This window comes from Cupriavidus sp. C3SS-1, assembly GCF_057073755.1.
Genome location: NZ_CP172699.1, coordinates 329271 through 355948, shown reverse-complemented (window position 1 = coordinate 355948; position 26678 = coordinate 329271). Strand labels below are relative to the sequence as shown.

Genomic DNA, 26678 nt, shown 5'->3' with positions numbered 1-26678 from the left:
TTCAGCCGGTCAGCCCGCGCTGCGGTTGCCCGCGATGCTGGCCTGCTTGCTGCCCTGGTCCTTGGCGGGCTTGGCGTCCGCCTTCGGTGCCTCGCCGCCCGCGGCGCCGCCGCCTTCGGGGAACTTGCCGGCGCGGGCATTCACGAAGTCGCTGGGCTGGATCACTTCGCCGGTCTTGTTGCTCCAGCTGTTGCGCACGTAGGTCATGGCCGCGGCCAGTTCGGTATCGGACAGCTGCTTCCACGACGGCATGGCGTTCTTGCCTTCCAGCATGATGTGCATCTGGCCGGCCTTGGGGCCGTTCACGATCTTGGAGCCGTCCAGCGCCGGGAATGCGCCGCCGCCCTTGCCGTTGGGCTGGTGGCAGACCGCGCAGTTGGCGGTGTAGACCTTCTCGCCGCGGACCTTCATCTCGTCCAGCGTCCAGGTCTTGTTCGGATCATCGGCCTTGGCGGCCATTTCCTTCTTCTTGCCGTCGACCCACTTGGTGTAGTCGGCGTCGGACACGACGCGCACGACGATCGGCATGAAGGCGTGTTCCTTGCCGCAGAGTTCGGCGCACTGGCCGCGGTACACGCCGATCTTCTCGGCCTTGAACCAGGTGTCGCGCACGAAGCCGGGGATCGCATCCTGCTTGACGCCGAAGGCCGGGATCATCCAGGCGTGGATCACGTCATTGGCCGTGGTGACGATGCGCACCTTCTTGTTGACGGGCACCACCAGCTCGTTGTCCACCTCCATCAGGTAGGTGTTGGACTTCGGCGCTTCGTTATTGATCTGTTCACGCGGGGTGGTCAGGGTCGACACGAAGGAAATGCCTTCGCCCTCGCCCTTCAGGTAGTCGTAGCCCCACTTCCACTGGTAGCCGGTGGCCTTGATGGTGACGTCGGAATTGGTGGTGTCCTTCATGGCCACGACGGTCTTCGTCGCCGGCAGGGCCATGGCGATCACGATCAGGAACGGGACGATGGTCCAGACCACTTCGACCGTGATGCTTTCGTGGAAGGAGGCGGACTTGGCACCCTTGGCCTTGCGGTGCGTGAAGATGGAATAGAACATCACGCCGAACACGGCGACGAAGATCACCGTGCAGATGATCAGCATCATCCAGTTCAGCCAGTGAATCTGCTCGGCGATCTTGGTGACCGGCTCGGTCAGGTTCAGCTGACGCACGGCGGGACCGCCGGGCATGTCACTGACCGCCAGGGCCGCCTGGCTGGCAAGCAGGGATGCGCTCGCCAGGCAAACTGCGGATGCCTTCTTCCACATTTTCATTTGTTATCTACCCAATTTACAGATTCAAATCTGCCCCCGCCTCCGCCCCTGCCACCTCTCAGAGGCGGCGCAGGGCCGCTGCGAGCTCCTGGGCGAACTTGCGCCGCCTGTGCAGGTCCAGATAGCACCCCACCTGCACATCGCGCCCGCCCGAGCGCAGCGTTACCAGTGCGCGGGGCGATTCCCCCAGTTCGACCCGCACCCAGTGCGGGTTGAATTCCTCGCGCGTCAACCGCTGCGCGCTGGCTGTCTCCACGACCAGCACGCCATCGTTGATGCTGACACGCTCATAGTCCGTCGCATGACGTGCGTACACAAGCAGAGCAATCCCCAGTCCGAGCAGGTCCAGGCCGGCAAACGGCAGCACGAGCCAGGACCCTTGCACCGCGAAAAACAACGCGATGGCAAGCGAGACAGTGAAGATCGAGAGGTAAAACCAGCCGACCTGGCGTGGGGAAAGCGAGCAATTCCGCTTCATCAGCCAGTCGTGGGGCGCGGGAGGAGGTCCGTCGAGATTTCCGCCGGAGTCACCACTTGCCGTCTGGAATGCGATACCCAAGTCTTGCATCGCCAACCACTCTGCATTTGGATGCACACCCGGGACGATTGCGCCAGGAGTGCACCTTGCGAGTGCAACTCCAGGACGTTCTTGTGCCAGGGGACCACTGCGACAAACTGGCGCATTATAGGGCGCTTCGCATACCCGGACAAGGCCGCACATTGACCAAAGCGCTTGCGCGCCGTAAGGATTTATGCTTAGACGCTATCCATTGGATTACCCGTAAAGCCAATGCCGGCGCGGCTTTGCGGGCGATGGGCACATCGTGCCGCGACACGAAAGTCAATACAGTCGTAACCGCTCGACGCCGCGTTCAGCGACGCGGTCTTGCCCGGCCAATCTTGTCCAGCGGCACCACGGCATGGCCCTGCTCATCGAGCTGCTGCGCACCACGCGAGGGCAGTTTCCACGCGTGGCCATAGACGATCTCGAAGCTCAGCGGGATCACCCCATCGGCGTCGCGCCGGCGCGCCAGGGCCGCGCAGACCGCCTCGTGCCAGCGCCGGCCATGCAGGCCGGCGTGGCGCGCGTCCGGGTGCGCGCGCAAGCCACCGAAGGCCTGGACCTCGCGCAGCAGCGTCTCGGGCGATTCGTAGGTCACGGTCAGCGTTTCCATGTCCATCACCGGCGTGGACCAGCCGCTGTGGACCAGCATGTCGCCGATGTCGTGCATGTCGACAAAGCGCAACGTATGGGGCGCGGCATCGACCTCGGCGAAGGCCGCGCGCAGCTCGCGCAGCGTATCGGGACCGAACAGCGAAAACATCGCCAGGCCTTCGTCCCGCGTCACGCGATGCCATTCGGGAAACACGCGGTGCGGCTCCGGATGCCAGTGCAGCGCCAGGTTGGACCACAGCAGGTCGAAGCTGCCGGGCGCAAAAGGCAATGTGGCAAGATCGCCCTGGACCAGATCGAACAGCGGGCGCTTGCCAAGCAGGCGGCCAACCCAGCCGGGCCTCCGCTGCGGATCGCGTTGCCCCGCTTCGGCCAGCATCGCGCCGGAGATATCGAGGCCGGCGATCTGCGCATCGGGAAAGCGTGCCCGCAGGCCCGCCAGCCCCTGGCCATGCCCGCAGCCAAGATCCAGCGCGCGCTGCGGCGCCAGGCGCACGACTTCCATGCGCTCCTGCATGCGGCGGCCGATCTCGCCGAGCAGGAAGTCGAGCTGGCCGAACGCGGCGCTGCGCCGGTCGAAGGCCAGCCGGGTCAGGCGCGTGGGCGGCAGGAAGGCATCGGGGGAATCGGCGGCATGCAGGGACACGGGAAAACCAGGCAACAGGAAGACGGGGAAGTCGCGGCAGCAGACACCGCGCATGGCGGCCGCGCGCGTTGGCGGGCGGCTGGACGGCAAGTATACGCGCGCATCGCGAAAGCCGCCGGGCATGCGCGCGGGCTGACGCGTGCGCTGTTGCCGTGCGCCTGTGCGCTCTGCGGCGTGGTGCAGGACGAAGTGGTGTGCCGCGACTGCGTCAGCGACCTGCTCTACCCGGTGTCGCGCTGCCCGGTCTGCGCGATGGGCCGGGCGCCCGGCGAGCCGTGCCCGGCCTGCGCCCAGCACCGCCCCGCATTCGACCAGGCCGTCACGCTGGGCGACTACGCGTTCCCTCAGGACTCGCTGGTGTTGGCACTGAAGTACGGCAAGGTGCTGCCACTGGCCAGCTGGCTCGCGACCGCGCTGGCGGAGCGGATGCAGCGCGGGTTACGCACCGGCGCGCTACGGCCGGACGTGATCGCACCGATACCGCTGTCGCCGCAACGGCTGGCCGAACGCGGCTTCAACCAGGCCTGGGAGATCGCCCGGCCGCTCGCGCGCCACCTGGGCGTACCCAGCGACCCCGTGCTGCTCGAGCGACCGCGCGACATCGCCACCCAGCACTTGCTGGATCTGGCGCATCGGCAGTTGAACGTGCGCGGTGCATTCCGCCTGGGCCGCCGGCAGTCGCTGGCGGGCAGGCACATCGGCCTGGTCGATGACGTCATGACCTCGGGCGCTACGCTGGATGAAGCGGCGCGCACGCTCAAAGCGCACGGTGCGGCGCGGGTCAGCGTGATCGTGGCACTGCGCACGCCCTGAGCGGATGACAGCGCGGATGACAGCGCCGCGGTCGCGCGGTAAGCTGCGCACCGTTTTCGATGCCCCCCCTTTGCAAGGAAGTCCCCCATGTTCAACGTCGTCCTGGTCGAACCGGAGATCCCGCCCAATACCGGCAATGTGATCCGCCTGTGCGCCAACACCGGTGCGCAATTGCACCTGGTGAAGCCGCTGGGATTTCCGCTGGAAGACGCCCGCATGCGGCGCGCGGGACTCGATTATCACGAGTACGCGACCATGCGCGTGCATGACAACTGGGACGCGCTGATGGCCAGCGAACAGCCCGACCCGACCCGCATGTTCGCGCTCACCACGCATGGCTCCACGCCGTTCGGGCAAGTGAGTTTCCAGCCTGGCGACTGGTTCGTGTTCGGCTCCGAGACGCGCGGGCTGGCGCCGGAACGGCGCGAAGGGTTTCCGGCGTCGCAGCGCATCCGCCTGCCGATGCGGCCCAATAACCGCAGCCTGAACCTGTCGAACACCGTGGCGGTGGTCGTCTTCGAAGCCTGGCGTCAGAACGGCTTTGCCGGCGGCGCCTGAGCGCGAGCTTTGTGACCGTTATTCGGGCTGCACGCCCGCGGCGCGGATCACCTTGTCCCAGCGCACTTTCTCGCTCGCCATGGTCTGGCGCAGCGATGCCGGGGCCGTGCCGGCCGGCACGAAATACTGCGCGCGCATCTTCTCGCGCACGTCGGCGCTGCCAATGATGGCGACCAGCTCACGGTAGAGCCGGTCGATGATCGCCGGTGGTGTGCCCGCCGGCGCCAGCACCGCCTGCCATGAAATCGCTTCGAATCCCGGATAGCCCGATTCCGCGACGGTCGGCACCGAAGGCAGCACGCCCGTGCGCCCCGTGGTGGTGACCGCCAGGATGCGCAGCTTGCCCGCATTGACCAGCGGCATCGCAATCGCGGGCACCATGAAGCCGGCCTGGATCTGCCCGCCGACCATCGCCGTGGTGACCTGCGGGAAGCCCGGATAGGGCACGTGCTGCAGGTCGATGCCGGCCATGGCCTTGAGCTGCTCCATCGCCAGGTGCGCGGCGCTGCCATTGCCGACCGAGCCGTAGTTCAGCGCGCCGGCCTTCGATTTGGCCAGCGCCACGAATTCGCGCACGTTTTGCACGGGCAGCCTTGCATCGACCACCAGCACATTGGGCGACGTCGCCACCAGCGTGACCGGGGCCAGCTGGCGGAACGGGTCATAGCCGAGGTTGCGCGACAGCGATGGCGCCGTCACCAGCGGCCCGTTGATCGTGAAGAGCAGCGTGTAGCCATCGGGCGAGGCCTTCGCCACCATGCCGGTGCCGATATTGCCGCCGGCGCCGGGACGGTTTTCCACCACCACCGGCTGCCCGAGCGTGGCCGCCAGTTTTTCCGTGAGGATGCGCGCGATCAGGTCCGGCGACGATCCCGCCGGGAACGGCACCACCATGCGCAGCGGCCGCGACGGCCAGGTGTCGGCCCAGGCCGGGGAAACAGCGCTGGCGGCGCAGGCACAGGCAATCGCGATCAGCGTGTGGCGACGGGAAGTCATGCGATGTCGAGGTCGGAAAGAAACTGGAAGGCGGCTATTCGTCGCGCGCGTCGCGCTGCAGCAGTTGTGCCACGGCATCGGCGGCGCTCAGGCCTTCGAACAGCACGGCGCACACGGCACGCGTGATCGGCATCTCGACCTTGTGGACAGCGGCCAGTGCCGCCACGGCCTGCGCGCAACGCACGCCTTCGGCGACGTGGCCGAGACCGGCCAGGATCTGCTCCAGAGTCTGCCCAGCCGCGAGTTGCTGGCCGACCTTGCGGTTGCGCGACAGGTCGCCGGTGGCGGTCAGGATCAGGTCGCCCACTCCGGCCAGGCCCATGAACGTTTCCACGCGCCCGCCGAGCGCCAGGCCCAGGCGAGTCATTTCCGCCAGGCCGCGCGTCACCAGCGCGGCGCGTGCGTTCAGGCCCAGGCCGAGGCCATCGCTGGCGCCGGTGGCAATCGCCAGCACGTTCTTCACGGCGCCGCCAACCTCGACGCCGGTCAGGTCGTCGCTGCCGTAGATGCGCATGGCGTGGTGATGGAAAGCGGCCTGCGCACAGTCGGCAAGTTCAGGGACGCTGCACGCCACCGTCAGCGCGCACGGCAAACCCATTGCCACTTCGCGGGCAAAGCTGGGCCCGGTCAGCACGCCGTAGTCGAAGCCGCTGCTGCGGCCGGCGACATCGAGTTCCTCGCGCACCATCTGGTGCGGCAGCGCGTGCGTGCCGGCTTCGAAGCCCTTGCACAGCCACAGCATGCGGACATGGCCCTCGCCGCGCGTGGCCAGCCTGCGGGTCATCTCGCGCAGGCCCGAGACCGGCGTGGCGACCACCACGAGACCGTCCGGATCGTCGGCGGCATGAGCGACCGCCCGCTCGAAATCGGCCTCGACACGCAGCCGCTCGGAGAGCCGCACACCAGGCAGATAGGCATCGTTGCTGCCGCTGGCCCCGATCGCGGCAAGCTGGGCAGGATCGCGCCCCCACAGGATCACGTCATGGTTGACGGCGGCATGGCTGGCGAGTGCGGTACCCCAGGCACCCGCACCGAGGAAGGTCAGTTTCATGGCGGCTCGAACGGTGGATCGGCGCAATCGATGGTAATCCGGTGTGCGTGCCCCGGAAAGGCAAAACGGGGCCGCGGCCCCGTTTCGTCAGGCAGTGCGGGACTGCGGGATCAGTGGCGAGCCTGGCTGCCGTCGGGCATCACGATGCCGCTGTTGCTGTTGCCGCCGCCGGCGGCCTGGGCTTCTTCCATGGCGGCCTGCAGGCGCTGCTCGTACAGGGCCTGGAAGTTGATTTCCGACAGGTGGATGGCCTGGAAGCCGGCGCGCGTGATCACGTCGGCGATATTGCCGCGCAGGTACGGATACAGGATCGTCGGGCAGGCAATGCCCAGCAGCGGGTCGAGCTGCTCGACCGGCACGTTGCGGATGTCGAAGATGCCGGCCTGGTGCGCTTCCACGAGGAAGGCGACCTTTTCCTGGACCTTGGTCGTCACGGTGCCCGTCACCACCACTTCGAAGATGCCTTCCTGCAGCTGCGAAGCGGCCACGTTGACCTGCACTTCGACCGACGGCGCTTCCGATTCCAGGAAGATGCCCGGCGAATTCGGCTGCTCGAGCGACATGTCCTTGAGGTACACGCGCTGGATGTTGAAGAAGGGTTGGTCTTCCTGCTGGGTGTTTTGCTGGTCGCTCATGAAAGGCTTCCGGGATGGGCGTTGGGCGTGGCGGCCGGTATCGGCACGAGCCTGCGCCCGGTTGGAAAACGCATATGGTACATGACGCGGGTGGCAATATCACCCGCGCCGGAGCGGGCTCAGGCAGCCAGCAGCGGCGACAGGCCGCCCTGGCGGTCCAGCGCTGAGAGATCGTCGAAACCGCCAACATGGGTGTCGTCGATATAGATCTGCGGCACGGTACGGCGGCCGGTGCGCGACATCATTTCTTCGCGCTTGCCGGGTTCGCGGTCGATCAGGATCTTCTCGATCGTCTCTACGCCCTTGGCCTTGAGCAGGCGCTCGGCCATCACGCAATAGGGACACACCACCGTGCTGTACATGACGACGCGGGCCATGCTGAATCTCCTTCGATACTCAAACGCCACGGCCCTGCCAGATGCAGGGTCCGGCGCGATGTGACGGACAGGCCGGCCAGTCGGGCGCGGCTTACTTGATGACCGGAAGACCGGCCTGCTGCCAGGCGGCGAGGCCGCCTTCAAGGGCATAGGTCTCACTGTACCCGGCTTCCTTCAGCGCTGCCTGAGCCTTGCCGAGGCCCTGGCCAGTCTGGGATACCACGATGATGGGGACGGCCTTGTCCTTTGCAAGACCGGCCGCGCGCGTGGCCAACTCGGCCAGCGGGGCGCTCTTGGCCTGCGGCAGGTGGCCCTTGGCATACTCGGAGGCATCACGGATGTCGACCACCACGGCGCCGCGCTTGTTGATCAGCTGGGTGGCGGTCACCGTATTGACGGCTTTTCCGCCGGTGCCGCGGGCAATCGTGGGCCAGGCGAGCAGTCCGCCGGAGACCACGGCAAGTGCGATCAGGGCAAGGTTGTTATAGTCGGCGAAGAAATTCACGTTGGCGTTCCGTTGGGTTGGGTCGGCGGCATTATAAAATACGCGGTTTGGTGTCCGGGCCTCCGCTGTCAGGCACAGCGGCCATTGTCGCCTCATTGTTGCCTGGCTGGCACATGGCGACGCGCATGGGGCGATACCGGCGCACGCAGGTTACCTACACTCTGGAAGCAGCAGCATGTACAAGCTAGTCCTTATCCGCCATGGCGAGTCGACGTGGAATCTCGAAAACCGCTTCACCGGCTGGGTCGACGTCGACCTGACCGAAACCGGCGCCGCCCAGGCCCGCCTGGCCGGCAAGCTGCTCAAGGATGCCGGCTTCGCCTTCGACGTGGCCTACACCTCGGTGCTCAAGCGGGCCATCCGCACGCTGTGGCACGTGCAGGACGAAATGGACCAGATGTGGATTCCGGTGCGCAACGAGTGGCGCCTGAACGAACGCCACTACGGCGCGCTGGCCGGCCTGAACAAGGCGGAAACCGCCGCCAAGTTCGGCGACGAGCAGGTGCTGGTGTGGCGCCGCAGCTACGACACCCCGCCGCCCGCGCTGGAACCTACCGATCCGCGTGCCTCGTACGACGATCCGCGCTACGCGAGCGTTCCGCGCGAACAAATCCCGCTGACCGAATGTCTGAAGGACACCGTGGCCCGCGTGCTGCCGCTATGGAACGAATCCATCGCGCCCGACATCCAATCGGGCAAGCGCGTGGTCATCGCCGCTCACGGCAACAGCATCCGCGCCCTCGTGAAATACCTGGATCAGATCTCGGATGACGATATCGTCGGCCTCAACATCCCCAACGGCACCCCGCTCGTCTATGAGCTGGACGCCAACCTGCGCCCCCTGCGCCACTACTACCTGGGCGACCAGGAAGCCATCGCCGCCTCCCTGGCGGCCGTGGCCAGCCAGGGCAAGGCGCGCTGAAAGCCCGCCGGGCGACCTGCACCAGCCATGGTGCGGCCGCCCACCGACCGCCGGTACGTGACAGGCCTTTTTCTTCACACCCACTTATACTGTCGGACAAACCGCCCCGCGCCCCACGCGTGGCGGCTGCAGCCGGCATAATCCCCCTACGTACACGTTCAGGCAGCCCTCATGCGTAAGACGCTCAAGAACATCAGTCTCGTTTCGGTCGGACTTGTCGCCGGCGTGCTGGCCACGCTGCAGATTTCGGCAACCGCGCAGAATTCTTCCGGCCCGTTGCCGCTGGACCAGCTGCGGCTGATGGCCGACATCTTCGGGCAGATCAAGCGCGAATATGTTGAGCCGGTCGATGACAAGAAGCTGCTGACCGAAGCCATCAAGGGCATGGTCGCCAGCCTCGACCCGCACTCGGCCTACCTGGACGAAAAGGACTTCAAGGAACTGCAGGAAGGCACGCGCGGCCGCTTCGCCGGCCTGGGCATCGAGATCTCGCAGGAAGAAGGACTGGTCAAGGTCATCAACCCGATCGAGGACACGCCCGCGTTCCGCGCCGGCATCCAGCCCGGAGACCTGATCACCCGTATCGATGACAAGCCCGTGCGCGGCCTGCCGCTGGAGCAGGCGGTCAAGCGCATGCGCGGTGAACCGGGCACCAAGGTCACGCTGACGATCTATCGCAAGAGCGAGGAACGGACCTTCCCGGTTTCGATCACCCGCGCCGAAATCCGCGTCCAGTCGGTCAAGACCAAGATGCTGGACAACAACACCATCGGCTGGGTGCGCCTGACCAGCTTCCAGGAACGCACGGTGGCGGACCTGGGACGCAGGCTGAACGAGATGGCGCAGAAGAACCCGGGCCTGAAGGGCATCGTCCTGGACCTGCGCAACAACGGCGGCGGCGTGCTGCAAGGCGCGGTCGGCGTGGCAGCGGCGTTCCTGCCGGAAGACTCTACCGTGGTCTCCACCAACGGCCAGGTTGCCGACGCCAAGCGCGTGTACAAGGCGACCTTCAATAACTACCGCCTGTCGTCGATCGAGGACGATCCGCTCAAGGACCTGCCGGCGCTGTACAAGAAGATCCCGATGGTCGTGCTGACCAACGCCTATTCGGCGTCGGCGTCCGAGATCGTGGCCGGCGCGCTGCAGGATCACCACCGCGCGCTGATCATGGGCAAGACCACGTTCGGCAAGGGTTCGGTGCAGACCGTGCGGCCGCTGACCAATGACACCGGCATCAAGCTGACCATCGCGTACTACTACACGCCGACGGGCAAGTCGATCCAGGCCAAGGGCATCCGCCCGGACATCCCGGTCGACCAGAACGCGGACGGCGATCCGGACGACGCGCTGATCACCCGCGAGATCGACACCGAGCGCCACCTGCACAACAAGCAGGAATCGGAAGAGCCGGAAATGAACGAGCGCGAACAGCGCCGCGTGGAAGAACTGCGCCGCCTGGAAGAGGAAAACGCGAAGAAGACGCCGGAAGAGCGCGAGAAGGATCGCCGCAAGAAGCCGATCGAATTCGGCTCGGCCGACGACTTCATGCTGCAGCAGGCCATCGCCCAGCTCGACGGCCAGCCGGTCAAGCGTTCCAAGTCGAAGCTCGAAACCAACCCGCCCGCCGACAAGCCGGCCAAGGCCGCACCGGCGAAGAAGAGCCCCAGCGCCCCGGCGGCCAAGCCTGCGCCGGCGCCGGCCAAGCAGCCCCCGGCGAGCGCGCCGATGGGCGCGCCGCTGGGCACGCCGACCGGCAAGGCGCCCTCGCCCTGAGCGGCACCCTGACCAGAAGCGGCCCCGCGGGGCCGCTTTTTACATTGCACGCCCGGCCCTAAGTTGCCTCCGGGCCCTGTCCTGAGCCTGATGCCATGAACGACGATCAACTGCTGCGCTACTCGCGCCATATCCTGCTCGATGAACTGGGCATCGAAGGCCAGGAACGCCTGCTGGGCGCCCGCGCGCTGGTGATCGGCGCCGGCGGCCTGGGCGCCGCGGCCCTGCCCTACCTGGCGTCGGCCGGCGTCGGGCGGATCAGCGTGGTCGACAACGACCACGTGGACCTGACCAACCTGCAGCGCCAGATCATCCACACCACGGAAAACGTCGGCCGCCTGAAGGTGGAATCGGCGCGCGAAGGGATGCTGCGCATCAACCCGGGCGTGCAGGTGGAAATCATCGCAACCCGCGTCGGCGATGCGGAGCTGGACCAGCTCGTGGCGCAGGCTGACGTGGTGCTCGATTGCTGCGACAACTTCGCCACACGCCAGGCCGTCAACCGTGCCTGCGTACGGCACCGCGTGCCGCTGGTGTCTGGCGCGGCGCTGCGCTTCGACGGCCAGATCAGTGTGTTCGACCGGCGCCGCGACGACGCGCCGTGCTACGCCTGCCTGTTCCCGCCGTCAGAGCCAGCGCCCGAAGTCGCCTGCGCCACCATGGGCGTGTTCGCGCCGCTGGTGGGCATGGTCGGCACCGTGCAGGCTGCCGAAGCGCTCAAGCTGCTCAGCGGCGTGGGCCAAAGCCTGGCCGGCCGGCTGCTGATGGTCAATGCCATGACGATGGAGTGGACCACGATGCAGCTCGCGCGGACGCCGGACTGCCCGGTCTGCGCGGGACACTAGCGCAACGCCGGCCAAGCTCAACGCGCGGAGCGCTCGCGCAGCCACTCGGTCACCGCGGCGCGGTCGCCGCGGAACACGATGCGCTCCGCTCGGTTCTGCTTCTGGTAGGCGTACATCGGGTCGTAGTAGTCGCGCAACAGCACTTCGATCCAGCAACGATGCAAGCCGGTTTCGCCTTGCTCCGACTGGCGGACCAGCGCCTGCTCGAGCAGCGTCGACAGCCGCGCGTAGCGCTCGCCGCCCAGGCGCGGGGAGATTGCCGCCATGGCATCACGCAGACGCGCCGCATACGCCTCGAAACCGGCCTCCGGACCGAGCTGGTCGATGTGCTCGGCTGCCAGGCCCAGCACATAGTCTCGCAACACGCGTTCGACGCGCTCGTCGAATGGCGCCTCCAGCCACACCAGCGGGCTCGCCTGCATGCGCTGCCACAGCACCTTGGGCAGGTCCCGGCCGCCGATGAAGCGGCCCTCGTCCTCGACCACCAGCGCGCGGTAGCCGGCATCGGCCCGCCGCAGCAGGTCGATGGCCAGCGCATTCTCGAAATCGACCTGCGGCGGTTGCGCCTGCGCGCGGCGGCCAAACGCGGAGCCGCGGTGACGGGCCAGCCCCTCCAGGTCCACGGCCGCCGGCACCTCGTCGATGACGTCGGTCTTGCCGGTCCCGGTCATGCCGCCAAGCACGAGAATATCCCGCGTGGCCGCGGCTTGCTCCGTCACGTCGATCAGGAAGCTGCGCATGGCCTTGTAGCCGCCGGTCACGCGCGGGTATTCGATGCCCGCCTCGTCGCGCAGCCACCGCTGCACGATCTGCGAGCGCAGGCCGCCACGGAAGCAGTACAGGTAGCCGTCCGGATGCGCGCGGGCAAACGCCGCCCATTGCGCTAGCCGCGCGGCCTTGATATCGCCCGACACCAGGCGATGACCCAGTTCGATCGCCGCGTCCTGCCCCGCCTGCGCATAGCAAAGGCCGACCTGATGCCGCTCCTCGTCATCCATCAGCGGCAAGCTGACGGTGCCCGGGAAAGCGCCGCGCGCAAACTCCAGTGGCGCCCGCACATCCATCATCGGCGCGCCGCTCAGAAACAGCTGCCGGAAGTCGCCGGTGTCCTCACGCATCAGACCACCTCCGGCGCACGACGCGTTCAACGACAGTGGCGAGTTCCGCACCGGCGCGGATCACGTCGGGCATATTGGGGAAAATGGTGCAGCCACAGCCGGCCCCGTGGCTGCCCTGCGTCAGGCGAATGGATTTGGCCATGGTCATGGCTCCTGTACGGCGGTCTGGATGAAGAAAAGAATTGGAATGAGAAGGGTTACTGCAGGTGGGCAAACAAGGCGGCGGCGCCCGGATGCGCCACGCGGGGATGCCGGCCACCCGAAAAGGCAGCCCGGCAGGAACTGGCGGCTTACTGCTCGCCCGGCTCCATCTGCGACTGCAGGTAGTTCTGCAGGCCGACCTTGTCGATCAGGTCCAGCTGCGTCTCCAGGTATTCGATGTGCTCCTCGGTGTCGGTGAGGATATCGACCAGGATCTCGCGGCTGACATAGTCGCCAACGGATTCACAGTATGCAATCCCTTCCTTCACGGTGGCATGCGCGCCCTGCTCGAGCTTCAGGTCGCACTTGAGCATCTCCGGCGTGTCTTCGCCGAGCAGCAGCTTGTGCAGGTCCTGCAGGTTGGGCAGGCCGTCGAGCATCAGGATGCGGTCGATCAGCCGGTCGGCGTGCTTCATTTCGCCGATCGATTCCTTGTACTCCACCTCGCCGAGCTTCTTCAGGCCCCAATGGCGATACATGCGCGCGTGCAGGAAATACTGGTTGATCGCGGTCAGCTCGTTCTTGAGCTGGGCATTCAGATGCTGGATGACCTTTTTGTCACCTTTCATGGGTGGCTCCTGTTGCATCGGGCCCGCGCCAAAACACGAACGGCGCCAGAGGCGCCGTTTGCAGTCGAAGCAAGAATGCGCGAAAACGCGCCGTGAACCCCGTTTCAGTTCATGGGCGCGTTCAAGCCACCAACGCCTGACGCTGGTCGTTCGCGACTGCCGGGTCCCGAGTGTCCATTATGGTACATGTGGTGGACACCGAACAGGTAGAAATCTCCACAACCTGGATGCTCCCGATCGTGGCAGCAGTCACGTTTCGCACGGCGGCTACGCCTTCCTGCAGCACCTCGTGGGCGCACTCGCGGCACCGGCCGCAGCAGGTCCCGACGCCAAGCGTCTCGGCCAGTTCGTCGAGGGTCTCGACGCCCAGAAGAGCGGCTCCATGGATTTCGCGATCGGTAATCTGGTTGCAGATGCAGACGTACACAACTCCCTCCTTGGGGGCTGGCGGCACCGGCTTGCCGCTCGAATGAACGTCAGAATACCAAAGATCGAAAATGATAACAATTCCCATTAAGCCACATGTGCAAAGGTGGGATCTGCATCACGTCCGGAAGCGTTGCAAGCCATTTTTGGCGCACATTCATCATGCAAAAGTGACGATTATGCGCAAACTTGCAGAAAAACCCTTTGCGTCCTAGGGCTTAGCGAGTTGCCGCAGCGCGGCTTCCTGCTCCTCGGGTTCGTAGGCGCTGAGCACCTGGTCGACGAGCGGCTCGAGACGGGTGCAATCGGCGTGCAGGACTTCCTGCTTGACCCGCAACAGCTGCGCCGGATGCATCGAGAATTCGCGCAGGCCCATGCCCAGCAGCAGGCGCGTCATGCCGGGATCACCAGCCATCTCGCCGCAGACCGCCACCGGCACGCCGGCCCGGTTGGCTTCGCGGATGGTCCGGGCAATCAGTTGCAGCACGGCCGGGTGCATCGGATCGAACAGGTGTGCCACGGCATTGTCGGCACGGTCGATGGCGAGCGTGTATTGCGTCAGGTCGTTGGTGCCGATCGACAGGAAATCCATGCGCTTCAGGAACAGCGGCAACAGCAGCACCGCGGCCGGGATCTCGATCATGGCGCCGACCTTCAGGCCGGGATCATAGGGCACGCCGCACTCGTCGAGCTGGCGCTTGGCCTGCGCGAGCAATTCGAGGGTCTGGTCGATCTCGCGCGCATGCGACAGCATCGGCACCAGCAGCCGCACCGGCCCGAAGGCCGAGGCGCGCAGCAAGGCACGCAGTTGCGTCAGGAACATGGTCGGCTCCGACAGCGACCAGCGGATCGCACGCAGCCCGAGCGCCGGATTGAGCGCGGTCTCGAAATCGTCGCCGCGTCCGTCCAGCGGCTTGTCGGCACCGACGTCGATGGTACGGATGGTCACCGGCAGGCCATGCATGGCCTCGACCGCGCGACGGTAGGCGGCAAACTGCTCGTCCTCGTCGGGCAACTCGCCGCGCCGGTTCATGAACAGGAATTCCGAGCGGAACAGGCCAACGCCCACGGCGCCCGCCGCCAGCGCGGCGCCGGCGTCCTCGGCCATTTCGATATTGGCCAGCAGGTCGACCTCCTGGCCGTCCAGGGTGACCGCCGGCGTGTGCCGCAAGCGCTGCAGGCGCTTCTTTTCCAGCGCGCGCTCGCTCTGGCGGTGGCGGTATTCCTCGAGAATGATGGCCGAGGGATCGACGATCACCAGCCCGGCGTCACCATCGATGATGATCCAGTCGTCCTGCCGGATCAGCTCGCTGGCGCTCTGCACACCGACCGCCGCGGGGATGTCCAGGCTGCGCGCGACGATGGCCGTGTGCGAGGTGCGGCCGCCCATGTCGGTCACAAAGCCGTGGAAGACGGTGTGGCGGAACTGCAGCATGTCGGCCGGCGCGATATCGTGGGCCACCACGATCACGCCCGGCGCCGGCTCGCCGTCGGCGGCCAGTGCGGGCACAGGCGCGGGCGCCAGCACCGGCGCGCCGGCCAGCGCCTTCAGGATCCGTTCCACCACCTGCTGGATGTCGGCCTTGCGCTCGCGCAGGTATTCGTCTTCGATCTCGTCGAACTGGCGCATCAGCTCTTCAAGCCGCGTGGTCAGCGCCCACTCCGCGTTGTAGCGGCGCCCGCGGATCAGGGCTTCCGGCTCGCGCGACAAGGCCTCGTCATCGAGGATCATCGCGTGCACGTCCAGGAACGCCCCCATTTCCTCGGGGGCTTCGCGCGGCAGGTCGCGCTTGAGTGCGGACAGTTCGGCCCGCACGGCGGCGCGGGCCGAACGCAGGCGCTCGACCTCGTCGTCGAGCCGGTCTTCATCTACCAGGTAGTGCGAGACGTCCAGCGCCGCGGGCGCCAGCAAATGGGCGCGGCCGATGGCGACGCCGCGGGAGACCGGGATGCCGTGCAGGGCAAATGACATGTGCCGCTCCGTCAGGAACGTTCAGGGAAGCATCGTGGCGCGGCGGACCTCACTCGCCCTCGCCAAAGCGATTGGCGATCAGCGCCAGCAGCGCGTCCATCGCCGCCTGCTCGTCCGGCCCGTCGGTCTCGATGGTCACCGTGGACCCGATGCCCGCCGCGAGCATCATCACGCCCATGATGCTCTTGGCATCGACCTGGCGCCCGTTGCGGGACATCTTGACCTGACTGGCAAAGCTGCCGGCCAGCTGGGTCAGCTTGGCCGATGCGCGGGCATGCAGCCCGAGCTTATTGATTATGGTGGTGTCCCTCTGCAGCATATCGGTCGGGATGGTTGGCTGTTTGGTTTTGTACGGTTGTTGTGCCGACCTGCAGCACGCCCTGCGATCCCCCGGCAAGCGCCTTGGCCACCAGCTGGTCGAGCTTTTCCCCGCGATAGCAGATGGCGCGCACCAGCATCGGCAAGTTGACGCCGGCCAGCACCCGGACACGCCCCGGTTCCGCCAGCCGCGCCGCAATATTGGCTGGCGTGGCCCCGAAGATGTCGGTCAGCACCAGCGCGCCGTTTTCGTCGCAGACGGCATCGAGCCGTTGCCGGGCTTCCGCAAGGACGGTGGCGGGATCCGCGTCAGGAAGGACGTCGATGGCCTCCAGCCGCTGCGGCTGGCCACAGTAGACGTGGGTGGCGCAATCGCGCAAGGCCGAAGCCAGTGGGGTGTGCGCGATGATCAGAATTCCTGCCATGTTGTGAATCCGTTGGACTGGCCCGATTGTAGCAGGCGCCTTCCCCGGTTTTTTCGCCCTCCTGGCCGCCTTACGCCCGCTTTCGGACTCCTCCTACCGGCGAGCTTTGCTCAGGCCCCTGGTGCCTCTACCGCATGTTCGAGCGCGTCAATGAACATCGCGGCCACCTGGAACCCGGTCTGCTGGGTGATCTCCTGGAAACAGGTCGGGCTCGTCACATTGACTTCCGTGAGGTAATCGCCGATCACATCGAGCCCCACCAGCAGCAAGCCTTTCTCCCACAGCCCCGGCGCCAGCGCCTCGGCGATCTCGCGGTCGCGCACGCTCAGCTCCTGGGCGCGGCCCGTGCCGCCCGCGGCCAGGTTGCCGCGCACTTCGCCGGCCATCGGCACCCGCGCCAGCGAATACGGCACGGGCACCCCGCCGATCAGCAGGATGCGCTTGTCGCCGTCCTTGATCGCCGGGATATAGCGCTGGATCATCAGCGTGCGGCGGCCGTCCTCGCCCAGCGTCTCGACGATGGCACCGAGGTTCATGCCGTCCGGGCCCACCCGGAACACGCCCATGCCACCCATGCCGTCCAGCGGCTTGATGATGATGTCGCGGTGTTCGGCGTGGAAGTCGCGGATGCGCGCGATGTCGCGCGTCACCAGCGTCGGCGTGATGAATTCCGGAAACTGGTTGATCGCCAGCTTCTCTGAATGGTCGCGGATGGCGGCCGGCTTGTTGAACACGCGCGCGCCCTGGGACTCGGCCAGCTCCAGCAGCCAGGTGCTGGTGACGTACTCCATGTCGAACGGCGGATCCTTGCGCATCAGCACCGCGTCGAAGTCCTTCAGCGACGTGAGCGCCGGCGTGCCTTCGCGGAACCAGTCATGGCTGTCGCCCGTTAGCTGCAGCGGCGTGGCCACGGTCTCGACCTGGTCGCCGAACAGCGACAGCTGCGACTGGAGGCTCCAGAACAGCTGGTGGCCGCGCGCGGCGGCCTCCGTCATCATGGCGTAGGTGGAGTCCTTGTAGGTCTTGAAGGTCTCCAGCGGATCGGTGATGAAGAGGATGCGCATGGCGGCTCGTCAGAGAATCGGATTCGGGTCGGTCTTTTCGAGTTCGAGCGAAGCCGCCAGCAGGGCGAGCCGCGCCACCACGCCGTACATGTAGAAGCGGTTCGGCACCGCCGCGCCCGGCTTGGCGTGGCTGTCCGGGATGCCGTTGGGCGCGAACGCCAGCGGCACGAAGTGCATGCCCGGGGCGTTCAGGTTCTCGTCGTTGCCGCGGCCGGTGTGCACGCGGTAGAAGCCGCCGACCACGTAGCGGTCGATCATGTAGACCACCGGCTCGGCCACGGCCTCGTTGACCTTCTCGAAGGTATGGACGCCTTCCTGGATGATGACGTCGCTGACCTCCAGGCCTTCCTTCACGACGCTCATCTTGTTGCGTTCCTTGCGGTTCAGGCCCTTGACCTCGGACGGGTCGCGCACGGTCATGATGCCCATGCCGTAAGTGCCCGCATCGGCCTTGACCACCACGTAAGGCGTTTCCTTGATGCCGTATTCGCGATACTTCTTGGCCACCTTCTTGAGCACGGCCTCCACCGAGTCGGCCAGCGCTTCCTCGCCGATGCGCTCGTGGAAATTCACGCCCGAACAGCGCGCAAAGTACGGGTTGACCATCCACTGGTCGATGTCGATCAGCTTGGCGAACTTCTTGGCGACCTCGTCATAGGCGGCGAAGTGGTTGGTCTTGCGGCGCGTCGACCAGCCGGCGTGCAACGGCGGCAGCAGGTACTGTTCGTTGATGTTCTCCAGGATCGGCGGAATGCCGGCCGAGAGGTCGTTGTTCAGCAGGATCGAGCAGGGATCGAAATCCTTCAGCCCGAGGCGGCGGTCCTTGGTGCCGAGGCGTGCCAGCGGCTCCACCACCAAGCTCTGTCCGTCGGGCAGTTCGATCGGCGTCGGCTCCGTGATTTCCTCGGACAGCGACCCGAGGCGCACATTGAGGCCCGCCTGGCGCATGATCAGCGACAGCCGCGCCACGTTCTGCAGGTAGAACATGTTGCGGGTATGGCGCTCGGGGATCAGTAGCAGGTTCTTGGCGTCCGGGCAGATCTTCTCGATCGCGGCCATGGCCGCCTGGACCGCCAGCGGCAGCATTTCCGGCGCCAGGTTGTTGAACCCGCCCGGGAACAGGTTGGTGTCGACCGGCGCCAGCTTGAAGCCGGCATTGCGCAGGTCCACCGAACAATAGAACGGAGGCGTATGTTCCTGCCATTCCAGCCTGAACCAGCGCTCGATGGACGGCGTGGCGTCCAGGATTTTCTTCTCCAGTTCGAGCAGCGGACCGTTCAGCGCGGTGATGAGATGCGGGACCATATCCATCCTGTTGATCTATTGGTCGTCTTAATCGTTCGCCCAGATTGTAGAGGAACGGCCAATTGGCTGCTGGCACGCCCTTTATAAGGATATGCCCGGCGCAGCATAAGGGATGTGGATATGGGGACGTCCGCGCAGATGTAAACCCCGGCGGCGGCACAAAAAAAGAAGCGCGGCATTGCCGCGCCTTCAAATGGCCTGACAGATACGGGGAGCGTTCTGCAGGTGGAGGAAACTGCCTCACTGGCAATTTATGTGCGCTACCCCCTAAATACAATTGAAGCTTTTTAAGATCGGATTTAAGCACCCGGCGAAGAACCGCTCTGCCGCGCCAGGCCTGCCCTTGCGGCGCGACAGAAAAAAGCCCGGCACGCGGCCGGGCAAAACTCCTGAGAGTCGATTCCCAATCAGCTCTCCAGCACAACACCTTTACGATCAGACCTCGTAAGCAGTTTCACCGTGCGAGGTGATATCCAGGCCCTCGCGCTCTTCTTCTTCCGGCACCCGCAGGCCGATCAGCATGTCCACCAGCTTGTAGGCCACGAAGGCCACCACGCCGGACCACACGATGGTGGTGAGCACGCCCTGGAACTGAATCCAGACCTGGCCGGCGATCGAGTAGTCGTCCGCCACCTTGTTGGCCACGTAGTCGTAGATGCCGGTGCCGCCGAGGCTCGGCGCGGCAAATACGCCGGTCAGCAGCGCACCCAGGATGCCGCCAACGCCGTGCACGCCGAACACGTCGAGCGAGTCGTCCATGCCCAGCATGCGCTTCAGGCCGGTCACGCCCCACAGGCACAGCAGGCCAGCCAGCAGGCCGATTGCGATCGAACCCATCGGGCCGACGAAGCCGGCTGCCGGGGTGATGGCCACCAGGCCTGCCACAGCACCCGAGGCACCACCCAGCATCGAGGGCTTGCCCTTGCCGATCCACTCGCCGAAGGTCCACGCCAGCACCGCGGCGCAGGTGGCCAGCAGCGTGTTGACGAAGGCCAGCGCGGCCGAGCCGTTGGCTTCCAGCGCCGAGCCGGCGTTGAAGCCGAACCAGCCGAACCACAGCAGCGAGGCACCGACCATGGTGAAGGTCAGGCTATGCGGACGGATCGCCTCGCGGCCGAAGCCGATGCGCTTGCCGAACATGAAGGCACCCACCAGGCCAGCCACGGCGGCGTTGATGTGCACCACGGTGCCGCCGGCGAAGTCGAGCGCACCCTTCTGGAACAGCCAGCCGGACTTGGCCGTTGCTGCCGTACCCGCGGCGGCGTCGGTGAACGAGTCCGGACCCGGCCAGAACCAGACCATGTGGGAGATCGGGATGTACGAGAAGGTGAACCACAGCACCACGAACACCAGCACGGCCGAGAACTTGGCGCGCTCGGCAAAGGCACCGATGATCAGGCCACAGGTGATGCAGGCAAACGCGCACTGGAAGGCGAAGTACGCCAGTTCCGGCACGGCCACACCCTTGCTGAAGGTGGCCGCCACGGCGTCGACCGTGAGCCCCTTCATGAACAGCCGGTCGGTGCCGCCGAAGAAGGCATTGCCCTCGGTGAAGGCGAAGCTGTAGCCATAGACGGCCCACAACAACGCGACCAGCGAGAAGATCACCAGGCACTGCATCAGCACCGACAGCATGTTCTTGGAGCGCACCAGGCCGCCGTAGAACAGTGCCAGTCCAGGCAGCGTCATCAGGATCACGAAGGCCGTGCTGACCAGCAGCCAGGCGGTATCGCCCTTGTTGGGCACGGGCGCGGCCGGCGCGGCAGCCGCTTCGGCCGGGGCAGCGGCGGCGGCGGGGGCGGCCGCTGCTGCCGCAGGCGCCGCGGCTGGCGCGGCGGCGGCGGCGGCCGGCGCGGAGGCCTCTGCCGCCGGCTTGTCCTGCGCGACGGCATGGGTGGAAAGGCCGACGCCGGCCGTGCCGATGGCCAGGGCCATCGCGCCCGCCGTCAGGATTCGCTTGAACCAGGTTTTCATTTGTCTAGCCTCTTGTCGTTGTGCTGTCACAGGGCATCGCTGCCGGTCTCGCCGGTGCGGATGCGGATGACCTGCTCGATCGGCGCCACGAAGATCTTGCCGTCGCCGATCTTCCCGGTGCGGGCCGACTTTTCGACGGCCTCGATAGCACGGTCCACCACATCGTCGGGCACTGCCACCTCGATCTTCACCTTGGGCAGGAAGTCGACGATGTACTCGGCGCCGCGGTACAGCTCGGTGTGGCCCTTCTGGCGGCCAAAGCCCTTGACTTCGGTCACGGTAATGCCCGACACGCCGACGTCGGACAGTGCTTCACGCACCTCGTCTAGCTTGAAGGGCTTGATGACTGCGATGATCAGTTTCATCGATTTCTCCTGTGGGCACGCCGCTGCGGCCTGCCCTGGCTGACGCTCAATTAGAAAGTCTTGGAAAGGGACACCCACCCCGTGTTGTTGCCGACGTTGTGGTTATAGCTGTTGGTGTAGAACGAGTCCTTCGCGTTGGTGCCGATATAGGCCACCGCCACGGAGAAGCCCTTGCCCAGGTCCTTGGTCAGGCCGAGCTTCCAGTCCAGGTAGGAAGCCGCGCTGATGTGCTGGACGTTCTGGTAGCCGACATGCGCGTTCAGCGTCAGGTCCCACACATTGAGCGGGTAATTGAAGCTCAGGTCGATGTAGCTGCTGTACTGGCTGTTGGCGATGCCGAACAGGTTGGTGAGCGCCTGGGAGTACTTCAGGAATACCGGACCGTAGCCGATGCCGGCGTAGAGCTCGGTGGTGTAAGGACGCGGCTGGCTGTAGCCGCCCGGATAGAAGTACTGCAGCACGCCGACGTCATAGTTGAACTCCAGGTCGCTGGCCTTGAAGGTGTTCTTGAAGCCGCCGTAGAAGTCCATCTCGATCGGTGCCGACACCGACTTGTCGGCGTCCGAGATCCAGCTGATGCTGGAGTTCCAGTTGCCGATGTAGAAGCCGCTCTCATGCGCGTAGTCGAAGCCGCCCTGGATGGCCGGACGGCGGTTGGACTGGCTGAGGCCGCGATAGCGGTAGTCCGACACCAGCGCGACGTTCGCCGTGAACGTATGCGGCGACGCGGGCTCCGCGGCAGCGGCGGCCGGGGCTGGCGCCGCAGCATCCGTGGCGCTTTGGGCGAATGCGGTGGCAGCGGAACTACAGAGAACTACCGCGCTGACTGCAAGGGCCAACTTCTTCATGGGTTCCTTCTCCTTTTCCTTTTGGCTCGGATTTCGTTTTTGGGGTTTCGGTGATGCGGGCGAACTCATTACTGCAACTGCCGTGCCAGCTCTGCGGAAACCAGGCATCCGGAAATACCGGAAGGACGAAGGGTGATCAGAACCCGGCTTCAATTTGCCTTGCAGCAAAGCCAGATCGCGTCAAAAGGTGTGAACGGCCGCACGGCGGAGCTTTCATGCACGTGCCTGAAGGGCGATAATCGAAGCCTGAAGATGACCGGCCAGCACGTCGGCGGACGGGCCGCCCGCAATATGGGCGCCCAATTCCTGTGCGAAAGCGAGGCATGCGGCAGGTCATTCCCAGGACTGGCACCACCAAGGTGCGCGAAGGAGAAACCATGAAACCGACCGATCTCTTCAACGACCTGCAGAACAAGGTCAACGAGGCACTGCGCAACTCGCCGGCAAGGGATATCGAAAAGAATGTGCGCAGCATGATGACCCAGGGCTTCGCCAAGCTTGACCTGGTCACGCGCGAGGAATTCGATGTGCAGTCGCAGGTGCTGGCCCGCACGCGCGCGCGCCTGGAGGAACTGGAAGAACGCGTAGCCGAGCTGGAGCGCCGCGCCGGCATTCCGCCCGGACCTGGTGCCGTGGACAGCACCGGGGGCGCATGACGCCCAGGCCGCTGCCTGACCCGTTGCCGAAAGGCCGCCGTTTCACGGCGGCCTTTTTCGTTAACGCTTCCAACAAGCTTCCATCACAACCGCGTCACAACGACGTTCGAGACACATGAGCCTTGCCGTCCTGCACAGCCGCGCGCTCACCGGTATCGAGGCGCCGCCCGTGCGTGTCGAAGCCCACCTGGCCAATGGCCTGCCTGTCTTCACCATCGTCGGCCTGGCTGACACCGGCGTGCGCGAAAGCCGCGAGCGCGTGCGCGCCGCCATCCTGAACAGCGGCTTCGAGTTCCCGAGCCGCCGGATCACCGTCAACCTGGCGCCGGCGGACCTGCCAAAGGAGTCGGGCCGTTTCGACCTGGCCATCGCACTAGGCATCCTGGCGGCCAGCGGGCAGATACCGTCGGCGGAGTTCGACCAATACGAGTTCGCCGCCGAGCTGTCGCTGTCGGGCGACCTGCGGCCGGTGCGCGGCGCGCTGGCGATGGCCATGCGCCTGGCGCGCGAGAACGCCGTGCGGCAGGCCTGCGGCGACACCCCGCGCGCGTTCCTGGTGGCAGCGGGCAACGGTGCCGAGGCGGCACTGATCGAAGACCTGGCCGTCCACGGCGCCGCCACGCTGCGAGAGGTCTGTGGCCACTTCGCGCCGCCGTTCAACCAGCGCATTGCCCGCGCGGTCCCGGCCGCGCTCGCGCTGGTGCCGGAGCCTGGGCCGGACCTGCGCGACGTGCGCGGCCAGGCGCAGGCGCGGCGGGCGCTGGAAGTGGCCGCCGCTGGCCAGCATTCCGCCCTGCTGGTGGGGCCACCCGGCACGGGCAAGTCGATGCTGGCCCAGCGCCTGCCCGGACTGCTGCCGCCGATGTCGCTGGACGAGGCACTGGAATCGGCCGCCGTGCTGAGCCTGACGCCCGGCGGCTTCAAGCCCTCGCGATGGGGCGTGCGGCCGTGCCGGTCGCCTCATCACACCGCGTCCGGGCCGGCCATGGTCGGCGGAGGCGGCAATCCACGCCCCGGAGAAATCTCGCTGGCGCACCATGGCGTTCTGTTCCTGGACGAACTACCCGAGTTCGACCGCAAGGTGCTCGAGGTGTTGCGCGAGCCGCTGGAATCGGGCCGCATCACCATAGCGCGCGCGGCGGGCCATGCCGACTTCCCGGCGTGCTTCCAGTTCGTGGCCGCCATGAACCCGTGCCCCTGCGGCTACCTTGGCCATCCGGAGCGCGCATGCCGCTGCACGCCCGATCAGGTCCGGCGCTACCAGTCGAAGATTTCAGGGCCGCTGCTCGACCGGATCGACCTGCAGATCGAAGTTCCGGCGCAGGATCAGGGCGAGATGCTGGACGGCCCCGCCGGAGAACCCAGCGAGGTCGTGCGCGCCCGCGTGCTGGCCGCGCGCGAGCGCCAGCTGGCGCGGCAGGGCAAGCCCAACAGCGGCCTGGCCGGGCGCGAGATCGAGCACCACTGCCCGCTCGAGCCGACCGCCCAGGCCTTGCTGCGCGGCGCCATGGCACGGCTGGCGTGGTCGGCAAGATCGTACTTCCGGGTGCTCAAGGTAGCGCGCACGATCGCCGACCTCGAGGGCGCGGGGAACCTGACCACGGCGCACATCGGCGAGGCGATCCAGTATCGGCGTGCATTGCGCACACCGGGTTGATACCGCACGATGGATTCAGCGCCGCGGCGGTACGCCTACAGGCGGTTCCACGGGTGGCGGGACCGGATCGTCTTCCGGCGGCAGGGGCAGGTCGGGCGGGACCCCCGGGGGCGTGGGATCGTCGAGGGGCGGGACGGTATGCGCCGGGCGCGCGGTCGTACCGGCGGGCGAAAGGAAAGTCGGCATCAGGGGATCTCCGCGACGAAGGTCTCCCCTCATTGAAGCAAACCGGACCGCTTATCGCCAGCAGCGACCGGCAAGCCGCCCTCAGGCGTGCTGGCGGCGCACGAAGAACAGCGCCGCGCCGACGGCCATCAGCACGCTGCCGAAGAAGCGGTTCTGCCAGCGCACGGCGCGCGCATTGCGGAACAGGCCTTGCATGCGCGAGGCCAGCAGCGCATAGCCATGCATGACGACCAGATCGACGCCGCACATCGTCACCGCGAGGATGGCCAGCTGCGGCCCGAGCGGATGCGCGGGATCGATGAACTGCGGCAGCACCGCGACCATGAAGATGATCCCCTTCGGGTTGGTCACGTTGGTCAGCAGGCCGGTGGCAAAACGCCGGCGCGGGCTCATTGGCGTCACGCGTACGGCATCGCTGCCATTCGCTGCCGTGCCTTCCTCAACCCGCGCCCGCCATTGCTGCAGGCCCAGGTAGATCAGGTACATGGCGCCCACGGTCTTGACCGCGGCGAACGCATGCTCCGACGCCAGCAGCAGCGCCCCCAGCCCGCCACCGGCAATCAGCAGGATGATGACCAGCCCGGCCTGCAGGCCGAAGATGGTGGTCGACGTCCTGCGCACGCCGTACGACAGGCCATGGCTCATCGACAGTACCGCGCCTGAACCGGGCGACACGGCAATGACCCAGCACGCGGCGAAATAGGCCAGCCAGACTTCCCAACGCATCACTTCTCTCCTTCAGACAAACCTTGAGACAAAACGTGGGGGCGGATCAATACGGATGGAACCCGCCCAGGAACTGTTCCACCTGCTCGGCATGGCGCTGGTCGCGCGCGCCCTCGCCCGACTCCAGCACCACCGCCTGGTAAGCGCGTGGGCCCACGGCCACTAGCCGCGCGGTCAGGCGGCGCGGCAACTTGTCCTGCGGAGACACGCCGCTTGCCTCGACTTCGATGCCGTCGAGCGGCCGCGCCGGCTGGTCGGCGGACTGGATCGTCACCGCGCGCGCGCGCACGGGCTCGCCGACATGTACGCCAAGGTTGGCCAGCAGGCCGGATTGCATGGCAGCCAGCGCCTCGCGGCGCAGGGCGGCATCGTCGGCCGGCAGCGTGACGACGCCGACAGCGAACAGCATCTCGTCGACGCGCGCCGCCTCCATGGTCATCGGCAGCTTGTGCCCGGCAATGGCCACGTCGCGCGCGGCGCTGGTCGGCTTGCCCGGATAGAGCGCGGCATAGCCGCCCTCGCCCGACTGGATCGTGCGCCAGTCATAGCGCGGCGAACACGCGCCGAGCCAGGCCACGGCAAGCATGGCCGGCAACACCAGGCGAAGCCGGGAGAACCACTGACAGACCTGAGGAGGGGGCATCGGGGGCGTGGCCGCTACGTTGCGGCGCGGATTGTCGGGGCCGGGACGGCGGCGGGCTGGCGCCTCGCCGCCGGGCGGAAACCGGTATTATCCTGGAAGCCGCCGGCCCGTGCTTGCTGCGCTTTACACCATGCCCCCGCTGATCCCGATCCGTCGACCCTCCGTTCGTCTTGCGGCCGCAGCGCTGCTCGGACTTGCCGCCCTGGCCGGCTCCGCCAGCGCCGGCACGCCACATCTGCCGCGCGCGACTGACCTGGCCGCCCATGCCGCCGAAGCGGCGCGCCGCGGCGAGCCGCTCGTGGTGCTGGTCTCGCTGCCCGATTGCGGCTACTGCGACACCGTGCGCAAGAGCTATCTCGGCCCGCAGGCAGCAGCCGGCGAAATCGCCGTTCGCGAAGTCGACATGACCGCCGACACCCCGTTGCGCGACACCGATGGCTCGATGACCACGGCACGCGCGTGGGCCAAGGCACATCAGGTGCGCGTGGCGCCGACCGTACTGTTCCTCGATCGCGAAGGACGGCAGGCCGCAACCCCGCTGCGCGGCCTCCAGCCCGATTTCTACGGCGCCTACCTGGAACAGGCCCTGGGCCAGGCGCGTGCTGCTGTCGCCACCGCACGCTGACCACCGCCACTGCGGCGGATTGACGCACGC

Annotated in this window: 30 protein-coding genes; 8 read left to right on the top strand and 22 right to left on the bottom strand. The window is 66.5% G+C overall.

Annotated features, from left to right (window positions below; translation table 11 throughout):
• Positions 1-9: 9 nt before the first annotated feature.
• The 3 genes from coxB to ACIGJC_RS01665 form a co-directional block, all read right to left on the bottom strand.
• Positions 10-1275 (bottom strand): cytochrome c oxidase subunit II, encoded by a 1266-nt coding sequence (gene coxB, locus ACIGJC_RS01675; protein ID WP_483710303.1) that lies wholly within the window; start codon positions 1273-1275, stop codon positions 10-12.
• A 58-nt stretch (positions 1276-1333) separates the two neighbouring features.
• Positions 1334-1843, bottom strand: coding sequence for a DUF2244 domain-containing protein (locus ACIGJC_RS01670; RefSeq protein WP_483711444.1), 510 nt, complete (start codon positions 1841-1843; stop codon positions 1334-1336).
• A 304-nt stretch (positions 1844-2147) separates the two neighbouring features.
• Positions 2148-3149 carry a methyltransferase domain-containing protein gene (locus tag ACIGJC_RS01665; protein WP_483710302.1) on the bottom strand — a complete coding sequence of 334 codons (1002 nt, stop codon included), beginning with the start codon at positions 3147-3149 and terminating at the stop codon, positions 2148-2150.
• On the opposite strand from ACIGJC_RS01665, the gene ACIGJC_RS01660 reads away from it, so the two are divergent.
• Positions 3084-3908 (top strand): phosphoribosyltransferase family protein, encoded by an 825-nt coding sequence (locus ACIGJC_RS01660; RefSeq protein ID WP_483710301.1) that lies wholly within the window; start codon positions 3084-3086, stop codon positions 3906-3908. The two genes, ACIGJC_RS01665 and ACIGJC_RS01660, sit on opposite strands and share 66 nt — an antisense overlap.
• An 87-nt stretch (positions 3909-3995) precedes the next feature.
• Positions 3996-4466, top strand: coding sequence for a tRNA (uridine(34)/cytosine(34)/5-carboxymethylaminomethyluridine(34)-2'-O)-methyltransferase TrmL (gene trmL / locus ACIGJC_RS01655; protein ID WP_483710300.1), 471 nt, complete (start codon positions 3996-3998; stop codon positions 4464-4466).
• 18 nt (positions 4467-4484) lie between these two features.
• On the opposite strand, the gene ACIGJC_RS01650 is transcribed toward trmL, so the two are convergent.
• The 5 genes from ACIGJC_RS01650 to ACIGJC_RS01630 form a co-directional block, all read right to left on the bottom strand.
• On the bottom strand, positions 4485-5462 hold the full coding sequence (locus ACIGJC_RS01650) for a Bug family tripartite tricarboxylate transporter substrate binding protein (RefSeq protein WP_483710299.1): 978 nt from the start codon (positions 5460-5462) through the stop codon (positions 4485-4487).
• Between the two features lie 34 nt (positions 5463-5496).
• Positions 5497-6513: an NAD(P)H-dependent glycerol-3-phosphate dehydrogenase gene (locus ACIGJC_RS01645; RefSeq protein ID WP_483710298.1), complete on the bottom strand. Its 1017-nt coding sequence runs from the start codon at positions 6511-6513 to the stop codon at positions 5497-5499.
• A gap of 110 nt (positions 6514-6623) precedes the next feature.
• On the bottom strand, positions 6624-7148 hold the full coding sequence (gene secB / locus ACIGJC_RS01640) for a protein-export chaperone SecB (RefSeq protein ID WP_483710297.1): 525 nt from the start codon (positions 7146-7148) through the stop codon (positions 6624-6626).
• Positions 7149-7267: 119 nt separating this feature from the next.
• Positions 7268-7525 carry a glutaredoxin 3 gene (gene grxC, locus ACIGJC_RS01635; protein WP_483710296.1) on the bottom strand — a complete coding sequence of 86 codons (258 nt, stop codon included), beginning with the start codon at positions 7523-7525 and terminating at the stop codon, positions 7268-7270.
• Between the two features lie 91 nt (positions 7526-7616).
• Complete coding sequence (locus ACIGJC_RS01630) at positions 7617-8030, bottom strand: rhodanese-like domain-containing protein (protein ID WP_483710295.1); 414 nt, start codon at positions 8028-8030, stop codon at positions 7617-7619.
• Between the two features lie 175 nt (positions 8031-8205).
• Between ACIGJC_RS01630 and gpmA the strand changes: the two genes are divergently transcribed.
• From gpmA to ACIGJC_RS01615, 3 genes are all read left to right on the top strand, one after another.
• Positions 8206-8952, top strand: coding sequence for a 2,3-diphosphoglycerate-dependent phosphoglycerate mutase (gene gpmA, locus ACIGJC_RS01625; RefSeq protein WP_483710294.1), 747 nt, complete (start codon positions 8206-8208; stop codon positions 8950-8952).
• Between the two features lie 171 nt (positions 8953-9123).
• Positions 9124-10725 carry a S41 family peptidase gene (locus ACIGJC_RS01620; protein ID WP_483710293.1) on the top strand — a complete coding sequence of 534 codons (1602 nt, stop codon included), beginning with the start codon at positions 9124-9126 and terminating at the stop codon, positions 10723-10725.
• A 95-nt stretch (positions 10726-10820) separates the two neighbouring features.
• Positions 10821-11570: a HesA/MoeB/ThiF family protein gene (locus tag ACIGJC_RS01615; RefSeq protein WP_483710292.1), complete on the top strand. Its 750-nt coding sequence runs from the start codon at positions 10821-10823 to the stop codon at positions 11568-11570.
• A gap of 17 nt (positions 11571-11587) precedes the next feature.
• On the opposite strand, the gene mnmH is transcribed toward ACIGJC_RS01615, so the two are convergent.
• The 12 genes from mnmH to ACIGJC_RS01555 all read right to left on the bottom strand — a co-directional run bounded on the left by mnmH (position 11588) and on the right by ACIGJC_RS01555 (position 22155).
• Entirely contained in the window at positions 11588-12688 is a 1101-nt protein-coding gene (gene mnmH, locus ACIGJC_RS01610; RefSeq protein ID WP_483710291.1) for a tRNA 2-selenouridine(34) synthase MnmH, read from the bottom strand.
• Positions 12681-12830 carry a hypothetical protein gene (locus ACIGJC_RS01605; RefSeq protein ID WP_483711586.1) on the bottom strand — a complete coding sequence of 50 codons (150 nt, stop codon included), beginning with the start codon at positions 12828-12830 and terminating at the stop codon, positions 12681-12683. The genes mnmH and ACIGJC_RS01605 overlap by 8 nt, the downstream gene beginning before the upstream one ends.
• A gap of 148 nt (positions 12831-12978) precedes the next feature.
• Positions 12979-13458 carry a bacterioferritin gene (gene bfr, locus ACIGJC_RS01600; protein ID WP_483710290.1) on the bottom strand — a complete coding sequence of 160 codons (480 nt, stop codon included), beginning with the start codon at positions 13456-13458 and terminating at the stop codon, positions 12979-12981.
• Between the two features lie 121 nt (positions 13459-13579).
• Positions 13580-13885, bottom strand: a complete 306-nt coding sequence (locus tag ACIGJC_RS01595) for a (2Fe-2S)-binding protein (protein ID WP_483711443.1) — start codon at positions 13883-13885, stop codon at positions 13580-13582.
• Positions 13886-14095: 210 nt separating this feature from the next.
• Positions 14096-15856: a phosphoenolpyruvate--protein phosphotransferase gene (gene ptsP, locus ACIGJC_RS01590; protein ID WP_483710289.1), complete on the bottom strand. Its 1761-nt coding sequence runs from the start codon at positions 15854-15856 to the stop codon at positions 14096-14098.
• Between the two features lie 49 nt (positions 15857-15905).
• Positions 15906-16175 carry an HPr family phosphocarrier protein gene (locus tag ACIGJC_RS01585; RefSeq protein WP_483710288.1) on the bottom strand — a complete coding sequence of 90 codons (270 nt, stop codon included), beginning with the start codon at positions 16173-16175 and terminating at the stop codon, positions 15906-15908.
• A complete protein-coding gene (locus ACIGJC_RS01580) occupies positions 16144-16599 on the bottom strand; it encodes a PTS sugar transporter subunit IIA (RefSeq protein ID WP_483710287.1) in 456 nt (151 codons plus the stop codon). Before ACIGJC_RS01580 ends, ACIGJC_RS01585 begins: the two co-directional genes overlap by 32 nt.
• 110 nt (positions 16600-16709) lie before the next feature.
• Positions 16710-17663 carry a glutathione synthase gene (gshB, locus tag ACIGJC_RS01575; protein WP_483710286.1) on the bottom strand — a complete coding sequence of 318 codons (954 nt, stop codon included), beginning with the start codon at positions 17661-17663 and terminating at the stop codon, positions 16710-16712.
• Positions 17664-17672: 9 nt separating this feature from the next.
• Complete coding sequence (gshA, locus tag ACIGJC_RS01570) at positions 17673-18968, bottom strand: glutamate--cysteine ligase (RefSeq protein WP_483710285.1); 1296 nt, start codon at positions 18966-18968, stop codon at positions 17673-17675.
• A gap of 435 nt (positions 18969-19403) precedes the next feature.
• Positions 19404-20942, bottom strand: a complete 1539-nt coding sequence (locus ACIGJC_RS01565; protein ID WP_483710284.1) for an ammonium transporter — start codon at positions 20940-20942, stop codon at positions 19404-19406.
• 26 nt (positions 20943-20968) lie between these two features.
• Complete coding sequence (locus ACIGJC_RS01560) at positions 20969-21307, bottom strand: P-II family nitrogen regulator (RefSeq protein ID WP_276099315.1); 339 nt, start codon at positions 21305-21307, stop codon at positions 20969-20971.
• Between the two features lie 50 nt (positions 21308-21357).
• Entirely contained in the window at positions 21358-22155 is a 798-nt protein-coding gene (locus ACIGJC_RS01555; RefSeq protein WP_483710283.1) for a TorF family putative porin, read from the bottom strand.
• A gap of 377 nt (positions 22156-22532) precedes the next feature.
• On the opposite strand from ACIGJC_RS01555, the gene ACIGJC_RS01550 reads away from it, so the two are divergent.
• Both ACIGJC_RS01550 and ACIGJC_RS01545 read left to right on the top strand, forming a co-directional pair.
• Complete coding sequence (locus tag ACIGJC_RS01550; protein WP_483710282.1) at positions 22533-22811, top strand: accessory factor UbiK family protein; 279 nt, start codon at positions 22533-22535, stop codon at positions 22809-22811.
• Positions 22812-22926: 115 nt separating this feature from the next.
• Positions 22927-24468 (top strand): YifB family Mg chelatase-like AAA ATPase, encoded by a 1542-nt coding sequence (locus ACIGJC_RS01545; protein WP_483710281.1) that lies wholly within the window; start codon positions 22927-22929, stop codon positions 24466-24468.
• A 267-nt stretch (positions 24469-24735) separates the two neighbouring features.
• On the opposite strand, the gene ACIGJC_RS01540 is transcribed toward ACIGJC_RS01545, so the two are convergent.
• Entirely contained in the window at positions 24736-25380 is a 645-nt protein-coding gene (locus tag ACIGJC_RS01540) for a LysE family transporter (RefSeq protein ID WP_483710280.1), read from the bottom strand.
• Positions 25381-25426: 46 nt separating this feature from the next.
• A complete protein-coding gene (locus ACIGJC_RS01535; protein WP_483710279.1) occupies positions 25427-26023 on the bottom strand; it encodes a hypothetical protein in 597 nt (198 codons plus the stop codon).
• Between the two features lie 130 nt (positions 26024-26153).
• Here ACIGJC_RS01535 and ACIGJC_RS01530 point away from each other — a divergent pair, with 130 nt between their 5' ends.
• On the top strand, positions 26154-26648 hold the full coding sequence (locus ACIGJC_RS01530; protein ID WP_483711442.1) for a thioredoxin fold domain-containing protein: 495 nt from the start codon (positions 26154-26156) through the stop codon (positions 26646-26648).
• Positions 26649-26678: the final 30 nt, after the last annotated feature.

Excerpts from the sequence above, each read along its gene's own strand:
- gshB (WP_483710286.1), bottom strand. The coding sequence starts at position 17,663 with ATGCGCATCCTCTTCATCACCGATCCGCTGGAGACCTTCAAGACCTAC.
- ACIGJC_RS01660 (WP_483710301.1), top strand. The coding sequence starts at position 3,084 with ATGCAGGGACACGGGAAAACCAGGCAACAGGAAGACGGGGAAGTCGCG.
- ACIGJC_RS01560 (WP_276099315.1), bottom strand. The coding sequence starts at position 21,307 with ATGAAACTGATCATCGCAGTCATCAAGCCCTTCAAGCTAGACGAGGTG.
- mnmH (WP_483710291.1), bottom strand. The coding sequence starts at position 12,688 with ATGCGTGAGGACACCGGCGACTTCCGGCAGCTGTTTCTGAGCGGCGCG.
- grxC (WP_483710296.1), bottom strand. The coding sequence starts at position 7,525 with ATGGCCCGCGTCGTCATGTACAGCACGGTGGTGTGTCCCTATTGCGTG.
- ACIGJC_RS01605 (WP_483711586.1), bottom strand. The coding sequence starts at position 12,830 with ATGGCCAAATCCATTCGCCTGACGCAGGGCAGCCACGGGGCCGGCTGT.
- ACIGJC_RS01535 (WP_483710279.1), bottom strand. The coding sequence starts at position 26,023 with ATGCCCCCTCCTCAGGTCTGTCAGTGGTTCTCCCGGCTTCGCCTGGTG.
- ACIGJC_RS01565 (WP_483710284.1), bottom strand. The coding sequence starts at position 20,942 with ATGAAAACCTGGTTCAAGCGAATCCTGACGGCGGGCGCGATGGCCCTG.
- trmL (WP_483710300.1), top strand. The coding sequence starts at position 3,996 with ATGTTCAACGTCGTCCTGGTCGAACCGGAGATCCCGCCCAATACCGGC.
- ACIGJC_RS01670 (WP_483711444.1), bottom strand. The coding sequence starts at position 1,843 with ATGCAAGACTTGGGTATCGCATTCCAGACGGCAAGTGGTGACTCCGGC.
- secB (WP_483710297.1), bottom strand. The coding sequence starts at position 7,148 with ATGAGCGACCAGCAAAACACCCAGCAGGAAGACCAACCCTTCTTCAAC.
- ACIGJC_RS01650 (WP_483710299.1), bottom strand. The coding sequence starts at position 5,462 with ATGACTTCCCGTCGCCACACGCTGATCGCGATTGCCTGTGCCTGCGCC.
- ACIGJC_RS01540 (WP_483710280.1), bottom strand. The coding sequence starts at position 25,380 with ATGCGTTGGGAAGTCTGGCTGGCCTATTTCGCCGCGTGCTGGGTCATT.
- ACIGJC_RS01545 (WP_483710281.1), top strand. The coding sequence starts at position 22,927 with ATGAGCCTTGCCGTCCTGCACAGCCGCGCGCTCACCGGTATCGAGGCG.
- bfr (WP_483710290.1), bottom strand. The coding sequence starts at position 13,458 with ATGAAAGGTGACAAAAAGGTCATCCAGCATCTGAATGCCCAGCTCAAG.
- ACIGJC_RS01665 (WP_483710302.1), bottom strand. The coding sequence starts at position 3,149 with ATGCGCGGTGTCTGCTGCCGCGACTTCCCCGTCTTCCTGTTGCCTGGT.
- ACIGJC_RS01645 (WP_483710298.1), bottom strand. The coding sequence starts at position 6,513 with ATGAAACTGACCTTCCTCGGTGCGGGTGCCTGGGGTACCGCACTCGCC.
- ACIGJC_RS01550 (WP_483710282.1), top strand. The coding sequence starts at position 22,533 with ATGAAACCGACCGATCTCTTCAACGACCTGCAGAACAAGGTCAACGAG.
- ACIGJC_RS01580 (WP_483710287.1), bottom strand. The coding sequence starts at position 16,599 with ATGGCAGGAATTCTGATCATCGCGCACACCCCACTGGCTTCGGCCTTG.
- ptsP (WP_483710289.1), bottom strand. The coding sequence starts at position 15,856 with ATGTCATTTGCCCTGCACGGCATCCCGGTCTCCCGCGGCGTCGCCATC.
- ACIGJC_RS01585 (WP_483710288.1), bottom strand. The coding sequence starts at position 16,175 with ATGCTGCAGAGGGACACCACCATAATCAATAAGCTCGGGCTGCATGCC.
- ACIGJC_RS01615 (WP_483710292.1), top strand. The coding sequence starts at position 10,821 with ATGAACGACGATCAACTGCTGCGCTACTCGCGCCATATCCTGCTCGAT.
- ACIGJC_RS01620 (WP_483710293.1), top strand. The coding sequence starts at position 9,124 with ATGCGTAAGACGCTCAAGAACATCAGTCTCGTTTCGGTCGGACTTGTC.
- gshA (WP_483710285.1), bottom strand. The coding sequence starts at position 18,968 with ATGGTCCCGCATCTCATCACCGCGCTGAACGGTCCGCTGCTCGAACTG.
- coxB (WP_483710303.1), bottom strand. The coding sequence starts at position 1,275 with ATGAAAATGTGGAAGAAGGCATCCGCAGTTTGCCTGGCGAGCGCATCC.
- ACIGJC_RS01530 (WP_483711442.1), top strand. The coding sequence starts at position 26,154 with ATGCCCCCGCTGATCCCGATCCGTCGACCCTCCGTTCGTCTTGCGGCC.
- gpmA (WP_483710294.1), top strand. The coding sequence starts at position 8,206 with ATGTACAAGCTAGTCCTTATCCGCCATGGCGAGTCGACGTGGAATCTC.
- ACIGJC_RS01555 (WP_483710283.1), bottom strand. The coding sequence starts at position 22,155 with ATGAAGAAGTTGGCCCTTGCAGTCAGCGCGGTAGTTCTCTGTAGTTCC.